General features: G+C 69.0%; 11 protein-coding genes. 4 read left to right on the top strand and 7 right to left on the bottom strand.

All coding sequences use genetic code 11. The features are described from left to right. Nucleotides 1-11: 11 nt before the first annotated feature. Genes AC5RVS_RS09405 through AC5RVS_RS09420 form a run of 4 tightly spaced genes read right to left on the bottom strand, consistent with a single transcriptional unit; the run spans nt 12 to nt 5,655 of the window. On the bottom strand, nt 12-791 hold the full coding sequence (locus AC5RVS_RS09405) for a CoA transferase subunit A (RefSeq protein ID WP_494107943.1): 780 nt from the start codon (nt 789-791) through the stop codon (nt 12-14). A gap of 27 nt (nt 792-818) precedes the next feature. After that, entirely contained in the window at nt 819-1,982 is a 1,164-nt protein-coding gene (locus AC5RVS_RS09410) for an acyl-CoA dehydrogenase family protein (RefSeq protein WP_494107944.1), read from the bottom strand. Nucleotides 1,983-1,984: 2 nt separating this feature from the next. Then, complete coding sequence (locus AC5RVS_RS09415; RefSeq protein WP_494107945.1) at nt 1,985-4,045, bottom strand: acetyl/propionyl/methylcrotonyl-CoA carboxylase subunit alpha; 2,061 nt, start codon at nt 4,043-4,045, stop codon at nt 1,985-1,987. Between the two features lie 5 nt (nt 4,046-4,050). Next, on the bottom strand, nt 4,051-5,655 hold the full coding sequence (locus AC5RVS_RS09420; RefSeq protein ID WP_494107946.1) for a carboxyl transferase domain-containing protein: 1,605 nt from the start codon (nt 5,653-5,655) through the stop codon (nt 4,051-4,053). 170 nt (nt 5,656-5,825) lie between these two features. Here AC5RVS_RS09420 and AC5RVS_RS09425 point away from each other — a divergent pair, with 170 nt between their 5' ends. Further along, nucleotides 5,826-6,443, top strand: a complete 618-nt coding sequence (locus tag AC5RVS_RS09425) for an SACE_7040 family transcriptional regulator (RefSeq protein ID WP_493988135.1) — start codon at nt 5,826-5,828, stop codon at nt 6,441-6,443. Nucleotides 6,444-6,478: 35 nt separating this feature from the next. Next, complete coding sequence (locus AC5RVS_RS09430; protein ID WP_494107947.1) at nt 6,479-6,946, top strand: GNAT family N-acetyltransferase; 468 nt, start codon at nt 6,479-6,481, stop codon at nt 6,944-6,946. An 18-nt stretch (nt 6,947-6,964) separates the two neighbouring features. Here the strand turns inward: AC5RVS_RS09430 and AC5RVS_RS09435 are convergent, their stop codons facing one another. The 3 genes from AC5RVS_RS09435 to pdhA are packed head-to-tail and all read right to left on the bottom strand — an operon-like array spanning nt 6,965 to nt 10,531. After that, on the bottom strand, nt 6,965-8,398 hold the full coding sequence (locus AC5RVS_RS09435; RefSeq protein ID WP_494107948.1) for a dihydrolipoamide acetyltransferase family protein: 1,434 nt from the start codon (nt 8,396-8,398) through the stop codon (nt 6,965-6,967). 4 nt (nt 8,399-8,402) lie between these two features. Further along, the gene (locus AC5RVS_RS09440) at nt 8,403-9,410 is read right to left on the bottom strand and encodes an alpha-ketoacid dehydrogenase subunit beta (protein ID WP_494107949.1); all 1,008 of its coding nucleotides are present in this window, start codon (nt 9,408-9,410) and stop codon (nt 8,403-8,405) included. Next, nucleotides 9,410-10,531: a pyruvate dehydrogenase (acetyl-transferring) E1 component subunit alpha gene (pdhA, locus tag AC5RVS_RS09445; protein WP_494107950.1), complete on the bottom strand. Its 1,122-nt coding sequence runs from the start codon at nt 10,529-10,531 to the stop codon at nt 9,410-9,412. The genes AC5RVS_RS09440 and pdhA overlap by 1 nt, the downstream gene beginning before the upstream one ends. A gap of 192 nt (nt 10,532-10,723) precedes the next feature. Between pdhA and AC5RVS_RS09450 the strand changes: the two genes are divergently transcribed. Next, nucleotides 10,724-11,200 carry an Lrp/AsnC family transcriptional regulator gene (locus AC5RVS_RS09450; RefSeq protein WP_493988130.1) on the top strand — a complete coding sequence of 159 codons (477 nt, stop codon included), beginning with the start codon at nt 10,724-10,726 and terminating at the stop codon, nt 11,198-11,200. Between the two features lie 93 nt (nt 11,201-11,293). Then, nucleotides 11,294-12,382 carry an alanine dehydrogenase gene (ald, locus tag AC5RVS_RS09455; protein ID WP_494107951.1) on the top strand — a complete coding sequence of 363 codons (1,089 nt, stop codon included), beginning with the start codon at nt 11,294-11,296 and terminating at the stop codon, nt 12,380-12,382. The last annotated feature ends 14 nt before the right edge of the window (nt 12,383-12,396 follow it).

Here is a 12,396-nt window from a genome sequence, read left to right on the forward strand (position 1 = left end):
GGCGTGCTCCTTTACTTCCCGGTCGCGCCGGTGTCTTGGCCGGCCAGCCGCACCGTGCGTTTTTCGATGCGCTTTTCCACCTCCGGTGCCACCACCACCCGCTGGACGAAAATGCCGGGGGTGTGGATCTGCTGGGGGTCCAGTTCGCCCGGCTCCACGAGTTCTTCGACTTCGGCGATGGTGATCTTGCCGGCCATGGCACACAGCGGATTGAAGTTCATGGCGGTCACGTGGAACACCAGGTTGCCCAGCCGGTCGCCCTTCCAGGCGTGCACCAGGCCGAAGTCGGGCCGCAGCGACTCCTCCAGCACGTAGTCGGCCCCGCCGAAGCTGCGGACTTCCTTCGGTTCCGATGCCTTGGCGACCGCGCCGTCGGCGTCGTATTTGCGCGGCAGCCCGCCCTCGCTGACCTGGGTGCCGACACCGGCGGCCGTGTAGAACGCGGGAATCCCGGCGCCGCCGGCCCGCAGCTTCTCCGCCAGCGTCCCCTGCGGGGTCAGCTCCACTTCCAGCTCGCCGGCCAGGAACTGCCGGGCGAATTCCTTGTTCTCGCCCACATAGGAGCTGATGGTGCGCCGGATCCGCCCGTCGGCCAGCAGCACGCCCAGCCCCCAGTCGTCCACGCCGCAGTTGTTGCTGATGGTCTCCAGGTCGGTGGTGCCGGCGTCGTGCAGGGCCTGGATCAGCGCCACCGGAATGCCGCACAGGCCGAAGCCGCCCACGGCCAGCGAGGCGCCGTCCGGAATATCCGCCACGGCCTCCGCGGCGGAAGCCATTACCTTGTTGATCACTGCGTCCTCCTTTGCCTGTGCGCTACGTCAAAGCCCCAGTTCGCGGGCGATGAGCATCAGCTGCACTTCGGTGGTCCCTTCGCCGACCTCCAGGATCTTCGAGTCGCGGTAGTGGCGCGCCACCCGGAATTCGTTGATGAAGCCGAAGCCGCCGAAAATCTGCGTGGCATCGCGGGCGTTGTCCATGGCGGCTTCGCCTGCCACCATCTTGGCAATCGCCGACTGCGTTTTGAAGTGCCGGCCGGCGAGCATCCTGGCCGCAGCGTCGTAATACGCCAGCCGCGCCGTGTGCGCGCGGGCCTGCATCCGGGCGATCTTGAACTGGATGGCCTGGAAGGAGCCGATGTTGGTGCCGAAGGCCTGGCGCTCCTTCGCGTAGCGCACCGCCTCGTCCACGCAGCCCTGCGCCGCGCCGGTGGCCAGCGCGGCGATGGCGATCCGGCCCTCGTCCAAAATTTGCAGGAAGTTGGCATAGCCCCTGCCGCGGGCGCCCAGCAGGTTTTCCTCCGGGACGCGGACGTTGTCCAGGGTGAGCGGATGCGTGTCGGACGCGTTCCAGCCCACCTTGTTGTACGCCTTCTCGGCGGTGAAGCCCGGGGTGTCCGTGGGAACCAGGATGGTGGAAATTTCCTTCTTCACCGAGCCGTCTTCGCGCTCGGAGGTGCCGGTGACCGCGGTGACGGTGACCAGCCGGGAGATCTCGGTGCCGGAGTTGGTGATGAACTCCTTGTGCCCGTTGACCACCCATTGCCCGTCCACGAGCTCGGCCCGGGTCTTCGTGCCGCCGGCGTCCGAGCCAGCTTCGGGTTCGGTCAGGCCGAAGCCGGCGAGCGCCTCGCCGCTGGCCAGCATGGGCAGCCACTGCTGCTTCTGGTCCTCGCTGCCGAAGCGGTAAATGGGCATCGCCCCCAGCGAGACCCCGGCCTCCAGGGTGATCGCCACCGATTGGTCCACCGCCCCGAGTTGTTCCAGCGCCAGGGCGAGCGCGAAGTAGTCGCCGCCCATGCCGCCGTATTCCTCGGGGAACGGGAGGCCGAACAGGCCCATCTCGCCCATCTGTTCCACCACTTTGTACGGGAAGCTGTGCTCCTCGTCGTGCCTGGCGGACACCGGGGCGACCACTTCGCGGGCAAATTCCCGCACGGTCTCCACCAGGTCCTGGTAGTCCTCGCTCAGTGAGAAGTCAGGCATGGTCATGCCCCTTTCTGTTCAGGTTCTTCGGGGACAGGATCCGCTGCCCGCACGACGGCGACGATCTGGCCGGCCTTGACCAGGTCGCCGGGTTTGAGGTTGATGCTGGCTTCGCCGTCGATCCCGGCGCTCAGCTGGTGTTCCATCTTCATCGCTTCCACCGTCAGCAGCGGCTGGCCGGCCACCACCCGGTCGCCGTTGGCCACCGCCACGGACGTCACCGTCCCCGGCATCGGCGAGCGCACTTCGGGTGATGCCTCGCCCCCGGACTGGCGAACCCCTGCCAGGGCGTCGGCGAGCCTGCGCTCCCGGCCGCGGACGGTCACCCGGGCCGACCAGCCGGCGTCGCCGAGCCAAATCGTGCTGTCCTCGCCGAACGCGTGGCGCAGCGGCCGGCGGACTCCGTCGACCTCCGCCGCCTGCCCGGCCCGGTCCAGCACGACGGCGTAGCTGCCGCCGCCGGCCGTCACCAGGGCACCGGAGGGCGGGCCGGCCGCGTCCCCCGTCCAGGCCACGGTCATGTCACGGTGTTCTCCGCCGCCGAGGTCGAAGCTGACGGTGCCCGGGCGCGGCCCGCTCAACCGCCAGCCCTCGCTCCGCCAGGCGGACCCCGGCCGGCCTGCCGCGCCCGTCCGGATCCGCGCGTCCCGTTGCCGGAGCAGCCAGTCCACGGCGGCCACGGACAGTTCGGCGTCACCGGGCCGGCGGAACTGCTGGTGTTCGATCTTCCGGTCGATCAACGTGGTGTCGAGCCGCCCGGCCCGCACGTCGTCGTCGGCCAGCAGGCTGCGCAGGTGCTCGATGTTGGTGTGGACGCCCAGCACCATGGTGTCGGCCAGCGCACCGTCCAGCCGCGCCAGGGCCTGCTGCCGGTCCTCGCCCCAGGCGATCACCTTGGACAGCAACGGGTCGTAGTCGGAGGGGATGACCAGGCCCGGCAGCAGCGAACTGTCCACCCGGATGCCCTCCCCGGCGGCTTCGGCCAATTCCAGCACCGTGCCGGCCGAGGGCAGGAACTGCTGCGAGGGATCTTCCGCGTAGACGCGGGCCTCCACCGCATGCCCGGTGAGCACGACGTCGGACTGCGCCAGCGTGAGTACCTCACCCGCCGCGATGCGCACCTGCCACTCCACCAGGTCCAGGCCGGTCACCAGTTCGGTGACCGGATGTTCCACCTGCAGCCGGGTGTTCATCTCCATGAAGAAGAACTCGTCGGGCGCGTCGTCGGAGACCAGGAACTCCACAGTTCCGGCCCCGGTGTAGTCCACCGAGCGCGCCGCGTTGCAGGCCGCCTCGCCGATCCTGGCGCGGGTCGCCGCGTCAAGGAGCGACGACGGCGCCTCCTCGATGACTTTCTGGTGCCGGCGCTGCAACGAGCACTCGCGCTCCCCCAGGTGGATGGCGTTGCCGTGCCGGTCGCACAGCACCTGCACTTCGATGTGCCGCGGCCGGGCGATCAGCCGCTCCAGGAAGAGCGTGTCGTCGCCGAAGGCGGAGGCGGCCACCCGGCGTCCGGCGGCGAGCGCCGCGCGCAGTTCCTCGGGCCGCTGCACGGCCATCATCCCCTTGCCGCCGCCGCCGGCCGACGGCTTGATCAGCAGCGGGTAGCCGACCTCTTCGGCGGCCCGGACCAGCCCGTCGTCGTCCAGCCCCGGTTCCGCGATCCCGGGGACCACCGGGACCGAATGCGATGCCACGTGGTTCTTGGAGCGGATCTTGTCCCCCATGATCCCGATCGCCCCCACGTTGGGCCCGATGAACACGATGCCGGCCGCCTCCAGCGCCTGGGCAAACGCCACGTTCTCGCTGAGGAAGCCATAGCCGGGGTGGACGGCCTCGGCGCCCGTGGCCTTGCAGGCTTCGATCACGGAGTCGATGCGCAGGTAGCTCTCGGCCGCGGGCGCGGGACCGATCCGCACCGCGACGTCGGCCTCGCGCACGTGGCGGGCCCCGGCGTCGGCATCCGAATAGACGGCCGCGGCGCGGATGCCCATGGCGCGCAGCGTGCGGATGACCCGGCAGGCGATTTCGCCGCGGTTGGCAACCAGGACGGTTTCGAACACGCTGATCACATCCTGAACAGGCCGAAAGAGGTATCGGGCAAGGGACTGTTGGCGCAGACGTCGAGGGCGAGGCCGAGCACGGTGCGGGTCTGCGCCGGGTCGATGATCCCGTCGTCCCAGAGCCGCGCGGTGGAATAATACGGGTTGCCCTGGGCTTCGTACTGCTCCCGGATGGGGGCCTTGAACGCTTCCTCGGCCTCGGGGCTCCACTCCTCCCCGCGGGCTTCCAACTGGTCCCGTTTGACGGTGGCCAGGACCGAGGAAGCCTGGTTGCCGCCCATCACGGAGATGCGCGCGGCCGGCCACATCCAGAGGAAGCGCGGCGAGTAGGCGCGTCCGCACATCGAATAGTTGCCGGCACCGAAGGACCCGCCGATCACCACGGTCAGCTTCGGCACCCGGGCGGTGGCGACGGCGGTCACCATCTTCGCCCCGTGCTTGGCGATGCCGCCGGCCTCGTAGTCGCGGCCCACCATGAAGCCGGAGAGGTTCTGCAGGAAAACCAGCGGGATGCCGCGCTGGTCGCAAAGTTCGATGAAGTGCGCGCCCTTGAGGGCGGATTCGGAAAAGAGCACGCCGTTGTTCGCCACAATGCCCACCTGATGCCCGTGGAGCCGGGCGAAGCCGGTGACCAGCGTGGTGCCGTACTCCCGCTTGAACTCGTGGAAGCGGCTGCCGTCCGCCAGCCGGGCGATGACCTCGCGGACGTCGTAGCCGGCGTTGACGTCCACCGGGACGGCTCCGTAGATTTCCTGCGGGTCGGCCGCCGGCTCCTCGACCGGCGGCGTCTCCCAGGCCGGCGTCCGGCACGGGAGCGTGGCGACGATGTCGCGGACAATTTCCAGCGCGTGCACATCGTTCTCGGCCAGGTGGTCGGTCACCCCCGAGGTCCGTGCATGCAGCTCGCCGCCGCCCAGTTCCTCCGCGGTGACAACTTCGCCGATGGCCGCCTTCACCAACGGCGGCCCGCCCAGGAAGATGGTGCCCTGGTCGCGCACGATCACGGTCTCGTCGCTCATGGCCGGAACGTAGGCGCCGCCGGCCGTGCAGGAACCGAGCACCGCGGCGATCTGCGGGATTTTCGCCGCCGACATCCGCGCCTGGTTGTAGAAGATGCGGCCGAAGTGCTCGCGGTCCGGGAACACGTCGTCCTGCTTGGGCAGGAACGCGCCGCCGGAGTCCACCAGGTAGATGCACGGCAGGTTGTTCTCCAGCGCCACTTCCTGGGCGCGCAGGTGCTTCTTGACCGTCATCGGGTAGTAGGTCCCGCCCTTGACGGTCGCATCGTTGCAGACCACCAGCACGTGGCGGCCGTGCACCAGGCCGATGCCGGCGATCATCCCCGCCCCCGGCGAATCGCCGTCGTACATTCCCTCGGCGGCCAGCGGCGCGATCTCCAGGAACGGGCTGCCTTCGTCCAGCAGGGTGTCGACCCTGTCCCGGGGCAACAGCTTGCCCCGCTCCAAGTGGCGCCGGCGCGAGCTCTCCGGCCCGCCCGCCGCCACCGAGGCCAGGCGGCCGTGCAGCTCGTCGGCCAGCCGGCGCTGCGCCGCGTCGTTGGTCCGGAAGCCGTCACTGGTAGTGTCCACCCGGGAAGCCAGTGTCTCCATCGACACCTTCCTGGCCGAAGCCGTCGCGCGTCCCCACCCGCCGCCCACTGCCTGGGAGCAACTGGCCTGCAGGACGCATTTTGGTTAGTCTGTACTAACTGAAATCAGGCTAGTGGCCGCTAACTGTCTTGTCCAGCACTTATTCAGCATCTGCGCGAGGGAACCGATCCATGTCAGCACCGCATGCCGCCGCCGCGACGCGCCAGACCGGCCGCAGCCTGGCCAAGGCGACCCGCAGGGCCGCACTGCTGGACGCCGCCGCCCGCCTCTTTGCTGAGCGCGGCTTCAACGGCGTTTCCATTGAAGACCTCGGCTCGGCGGCCGGCGTCAGCGGCCCGGCCGTCTACCGGCACTTCGAGAGCAAGCATGCGGTGCTGGCGGCGCTGCTCACGGGCGTCAGCCAGGACCTGCTCGACGGCGGCCAGGACGTGGCGGCCGGCACGCAGGACGCCGAGGAGGCGCTCCGCGGATTGGTCGCCTTCCACGTGGACTTCGCCCTGAAGCATCCCGACGTCATCCGCGTCCACGACAGGGACCTGGACAGCCTGCCCGCCGAGGACTCGGCGATGGTCCGGACGCTGCAGCGCACCTACGTGGAGGTGTGGGTTTCCGTGCTGGCGCGGCTGCTGCCCGAGGCCGATGCTGCGCAGTTGCGGGTCCGCGCGCACGCCGTCTTCGGACTGATCAACTCCACGCCGCATTCGACCCACCGGAGCAGGCAGCCGCGGGAAGCCTGGCGCCGCAACCTGCTGGAACAAATGGCTTGGGCCGCATTGAAAGCCGAGTAGGGTGTATCAGACACCAACTAGCCGAAAGGTCTGCTGTGATTGAGCTTCGTCCTGTAGAACCTGCCGACCTCGACGAGTTCTTCGAGTACCAGCAGGATCCCGACGCCAACCATATGGCGGCATTCGCCGCCCGGAATCCGTCTGACCGCGGCGTGTTCGATCTTCACTGGCAGAGCCTGCTCGACGACGAGACCATCACCGTGCGCACCGTCACCGTCGACGGCGAGGTGGTGGGCAGCGTACTGGCCTACCCGAACGAGGGGTACCCGGAACTGAGCTACTGGACCGCGAAGTCGCAGTGGGGCAAGGGCGTCACCACCGCGGCCGTCGAGGCCTTCTTGCGGGAATTCACCGCGCGTCCCATCCGCGCGCGGGTGGTCAAGGACAACCTTGGCTCGGTCAAGGTCCTGCACAAGCTCGGCTTCCGGACCGTCGGTGAGGCCCAGGGCTTCGCCAACGCCCGCGGCGCCGTGGTCACCGAGGAGATCCTCGAACTGGCCTGAGGCGCCTCCCCGCCGGCATCACACCATGGCCAGCACCATGGCCGGGTCCGACAAGATGGTGCCGATGTCGGCGAGGAAGCGTCCCGCCTGCTCTCCGTCCACCACGCGGTGATCGAAGGACAGGCTGAGCGTCACCACATCGCGCAGCGCCACGTCCCCCCGGTATTCCCACGGCTGCCGCCGCACCGCGCCGAGGGCCAGGATGGCCGACTCCCCAGGGTTCAGGATCGGCGTTCCGGCGTCGATGCCGAACACCCCGATGTTGGTGATGGAGATGGTTCCCCCGCGCAGTTCGGACGGGGCGGTCCGGCCGGCGCGTGCCGTCTCGGCCAGCTCCCCCAGGGCCTCGGCCAGCCGGCGCAGGTCCATCCGGTGTGCGTCCTTGATGTTCGGCACCGTCAGTCCGCGCGGGGTCGCCGCGGCGATGCCCAGATTCACGTAGTTCTGCTGCACGATCTCGCCGGCGTCCCCGTCCCAACGGGAGTTCAGCTCGGGGCGGCGGTCCAGCGCCAGGCACAGCGCTTTGGCGGTGATGGTCAGGGGCGTGAGTTTCAGCCCGGCGAACGCCTTGCCCGCCTTGAGCCGCCGGATCAGTTCCATGCTCTCCGTGGCGTCGACGGTGAGGAACGACGACGCATGCGGGGCGGTGAAAGCACTGGCCACCATGGCGGCGGCGGTGTGCTTCCGGACGCCCTTGACCGGGATCCTAGTCTCTGCCCCGGCGGCGCCACCGAGCCAGCCGCCGGCCGTTCCGGGCACGGCACCCCGGGCCGCCACGGCCGGGGCCGCTGCCGCTGCCTCGTGGAAGGCCCGGACGTCGTCGCGGGTGATCAGGCCCCGTTCGCCGGTCCCGGCCACCTGTGCCAGATCGACGCCGAGGTCCTTGGCCAGCTTCCGGACCGGCGGGGTGGTGCGCGGCCGCTCCAGGATCTTCCCGGACGGTTCGGCCGGGCCCTCGTCGGGCGCGCCGGCCGGCCAGCCGGCGGCGTGAACCTCCGCGGTTCCGGCGCGCTCCGCGTCCGCTGCGCGTTGCGCCAGGGTCGCCGGGGATGCGGCCGGCACCGCCGTGGCGGCCGCCGCCCCGCCGGTCTTGCGCCGGCGCCGGGCCGGCCGTCCGTTCCCTTCGGCCGCCGCGCCGTACCCCACCAGGTTCGCCTCGCGGCGCGGCTCCGGCGGTTTTGCGGCCGCCTTCACGCCGTCCTCTCCCGCGTCTTCCACCTCGATGGAGACGATTGGCTCGCCCACGCTGACGGTGGTGCCGGGAACTTCATGCAAGGTGCGGACCACCCCGGAGAACGGCGAGGGCAGCTCGACCACGGCCTTGGCAGTTTCCACCTCGCCCAGGATCTGGTTGAGCTGGACCGCATCACCCTCGGCCACGTTCCAGCTGACGATTTCCGACTCGGTGAGCCCCTCGCCCAGGTCCGGCAATTTGAATACCTTGATCCCCACGGATTCAGTCCTCCAGTCCGGTCAGCGAGTTGGGCCTGCCGAGCACCCGGTCCACACCGTCCAGGATGCGGTCCAGGTCCGGCAGGTGATGCCGCTCCAACTTGGCCGGAGGGTACGGGATGTCCATCCCGGTAATCCGCACGGGAGCGTGTTCCAGATGATAGAAGCAGCGTTCGGTCAGGCTGGCCGCGATCTCCGAGCCGAGCCCGCCGGTCCGGGCCGCCTCGTGCGTGATCACCAGGCGGCCGGTCTTGCGCACCGAGGCCTCCACGGTGGGAAAGTCCAGCGGCGACAGCGAGCGCAGGTCAATGACTTCCACCGACACGCCGTCGTCCTCGGCGGCCTGGGCCGCTTCCCGCGCCGTCTGGACCAGCGCACCGTAGGTCACCAGGGTCACATCGGACCCGGGCACCTCCACCCGGGCGCTGCCCATCGGCAGCGCGGACTCCAGCGCATTCTCGTCCACCTCGCCCTTGGTGTGGTAGCGCCGTTTGGGTTCGAAGTAGACCACCGGATCGTCGGCGGCGATGGCCTGCTGGATCATCGTGCAGGCGTCCTGCGGGTTGGACACTGCCACCACCCGCAAGCCGGAGGTATGGGTGAAATACGCCTCCGGCGATTCGGAGTGGTGTTCGGCCGCGCCGATGCCGCCGCCGAAGGGCACCCGAATGGTCAGCGGCATCTTTACCCGGCCGCGGGTGCGGTAGTGCAGCTTGGCCACCTGGCTGACGATCTGGTCGAACGCCGGGTAGATGAACCCGTCGAACTGGATCTCGCAGACCGGCCGGTAGCCCCGGTAGGCCATGCCGACGGCGGTGCCCAGGATCGCTGACTCGGCCAGCGGGGCGTCGATCACCCGGTGGGCGCCGAAGTCTTTTTGCAGTTCGTCGGTAATGCGGAACACCCCGCCCAACGCTCCGATATCCTCGCCGATGATCACCACCCTGGGGTCGTTTTCCAGGGCCTTGCGCAGCCCGGTGTTGATGGCGCGTCCAAACGTCATGGTGGTCATCAGCGGCCTCCCTCGGCAGCGTCGAACGAATCAAGATAGCGCTCGTAGTGCGCGCGCTGTTCTGCCAGCACGGGGTGCGGCGCCGCGTAGACGTTCTCGAACAGTTCCAAGTCGGCAGGTTCGGCCATCGTCGTGCAACCGGCGCGCATCTCGGCTGCTGCCTGGTCGGCCGCGTCGCGGACCCGCTTTTGCAGCCCCTCGTCCAACAGGCCCTCGGCGGCCAGGAGGGCGGCCAGCCGGTCGATCGGATCCCGGCTCTTCCAGTCCTCCAGCTCGTTGGCATCGCGATAGCGGGTGGGATCGTCTGCGGTCGTATGCGGTCCCATTCGGTAGGTGACCGCTTCAATGAAGGACGGGCCGCCGCCGCTGCGCGCATGCTCCAACGCCCTGCGGGTCACGGCCAGGCAGGCCAGAACATCGTTGCCGTCCACCCGGTAACTGGGAATGCCGAATCCGGGTGCGCGCTCGGACAGTTTGCCTTGCGCCTGCAGGGTCACCGGTTCGGAGATCGCCCATTGGTTGTTCTGGCAGAAGAAGATCACCGGTGCCTGGAAGCTGGCGGCAAACACCATGGCCTCGTTCACGTCGCCCTGGCTGGTGGCGCCGTCGCCGAAATACGTCACCGCCACGGCATCGTCGCCGTCGAACTTCACCGCCATGGCGTAGCCGGTGGCGTGCAGCGTTTGTGCCCCGATGATGACCTGCGGGGTGGCCATGTTGATTTCGTAGGGGTCCCAACCGGAGGGCCTGTTGCCGCGCCAGACGCGGATCATGTCGGTCAGGTCCACGCCGCGGCAGTACGCGACGCCGTTTTCCCGGTAGCTGGAAAAGACGAAGTCGTCCTTGCGCAGGGCGCGGCCGGAACCGATCTGGGCCGCCTCCTGCCCCAGCAGCGGCGGCCACAAGGCGAGCTCTCCCTGCCGCTGCAAAGCGGTGGCTTCCTGGTCCAGGCGGCGGACCACCACCATGTCCTGGTAGAGACCGGCGAGACGGGCGCCGTCGATATCCTCCAGCCAGGGGTCGAACTCCCCGTTGGGGGCCCGCGTTCCGTCCGGCGCGAGCAGTTGGATGTAGCTTTCCTGGTTGAGCGGACCGGCCGGGTCCGTGCCTGGTAAGGACACTTGCGACACTCCCTTTGCGTCTTCAGGGCCGGGAAGGTCTTGTGGACCTCTCGGCGCCGGACAGCCCCGCCTGCACCTTTGCCCGCGGTTGATTGTGACACTACTCACATCCCACAAGTAGCGCAATGATCCGGAAAAAAGTTGAGCAGAAGGCCCTGTCGGGGCGGTGTAGGACGTGTTAGTCTGCGCACTATGCGGAATTTGGACGGCACCGACCTGCGGTTGCTGGGAGCCCTGGCGCAGGATCCGCGGCGGACCGTGGTGGCCCTGGCGCAGATTTTGGGCCTGTCGCGCAACACGGTGCAGGCGCGCATGGCCCGCCTGGAAAAGGACCACGTGTTCCTCTCCTTTGACCGGCGGATCAATCCTGCCGCCGTGGGCTATCCGCTGGCGGCCTTCATCCACATCCACGTGCACCAGCCGAAACTGCAACAAATCACCGACGAGTTGGCCCGCATCCCGGAGGTACTCGAAGCCATTGGCATCACCGGCCAGGCGGACATCCTGGCCCGCGTCGTCGCCGAGGGCGCCGAGGACCTGTTCCGCGTCAACGGCAAGATCCTGGCGATCGACGGCGTGGAGCGGACCGACACGTCACTGGCCATGCACGAACTGATCCCGTTCCGGATCGAACCGCTGCTCTCCCGCGGGGTCCGGGCAGCCGGCTAGCTGTAAGCTCGGGTGCATCGGGCAGGCCCCGTACCGCTAGCCGGGTTTGGGGACCGGAACCCCGGCCGCGTCCGACCAGAAGGGACGGCGTCCATGCGCATTGGAGTGCCACGCGAGGTCAAGAACAACGAGTCCCGGGTGGCCATCACGCCGCCCGGCGTCCATGAATTGAGCGCCGCCGGCCATCAGGTACTGGTGGAGGCCGGCGCCGGCCTCGGCTCCTCCATCACCGACGACGACTACTCGGCGGCCGGCGCGAGGATCATGGATTCGGCCGACGCCGTCTGGGAGCAAGCGGAGCTGGTCCTGAAGGTGAAAGAACCGGTGGCAGAGGAATACCACCGGCTGCGCAGCGACCTGACGCTCTTCACTTACCTGCACCTGGCCGCCGACGCCACCCTCACCCAGGAACTGTGCTCCCGCGGCACCACGGCGATCGCCTATGAAACCGTGCAACTGCCGGACAGGTCGCTGCCCTTGCTGGCCCCGATGTCCGAAGTCGCCGGCCGGCTCGCCGCCCAGGTTGGCGCGTACTCCCTGATGCAGCCGCTGGGCGGGCGCGGCGTCCTGATGGGCGGCGTCCCCGGCACCCGGCACGCCGACGTCGTCGTGATCGGCGCGGGAGTGGCAGGGGCCAACGCAGTGTCCATGGCGGTGGGCATGCGGGCCAACGTCACCGTGCTGGACACCGACGTGCGCCGGCTGCAGCGGCTCGACGACCAATATCAGGGCCGGGTGGCCACGTTGGCCAGCAACGCGCTGGAACTGCGCCAGGCGGTCCTGGCGGCAGACCTGGTGATCGGGGCGGTGCTGATTCCCGGTGCCAGGGCGCCGAAACTGGTCACGAATGAGATGGTCAGCCGGATGCGGCCGGGGGCCGTCCTGGTGGACATCTCCATTGACCAGGGCGGCTGCTTCGAAGATTCCCGGCCGACCACCCACGCCGACCCCACGTTCAAGGTCCACGACACGGTGTTCTACTGTGTGGCCAATATGCCCGGAGCGGTGCCTCGCACCTCGACCTACGCGCTGACCAACGCCACGCTCCCCTACGCCAAACTCATTGCCGGCGAGGGGTTCGATGCCGCGGCCAAACGACGGCCGGAACTGTTGCCCGGGCTCAGCACCCGGGACGGGAAGATCGTTTCCGAACCCGTGCGCCTGGCTCACGCCGCCCGCTGATCCCCGCGCGCAGC

The sequence above is a fragment of the Arthrobacter sp. Y3221048 genome (assembly GCF_059092685.1).

Coding starts and splice junctions, on each gene's coding strand:
- AC5RVS_RS09410 (WP_494107944.1), bottom strand. CDS start 1,982: ATGCCTGACTTCTCACTGAGCGAGGACTACCAGGACCTGGTGGAGACC.
- AC5RVS_RS09420 (WP_494107946.1), bottom strand. CDS start 5,655: ATGGAGACACTGGCTTCCCGGGTGGACACTACCAGTGACGGCTTCCGG.
- AC5RVS_RS09425 (WP_493988135.1), top strand. CDS start 5,826: ATGTCAGCACCGCATGCCGCCGCCGCGACGCGCCAGACCGGCCGCAGC.
- AC5RVS_RS09440 (WP_494107949.1), bottom strand. CDS start 9,410: ATGACCACCATGACGTTTGGACGCGCCATCAACACCGGGCTGCGCAAG.
- AC5RVS_RS09450 (WP_493988130.1), top strand. CDS start 10,724: ATGCGGAATTTGGACGGCACCGACCTGCGGTTGCTGGGAGCCCTGGCG.
- ald (WP_494107951.1), top strand. CDS start 11,294: ATGCGCATTGGAGTGCCACGCGAGGTCAAGAACAACGAGTCCCGGGTG.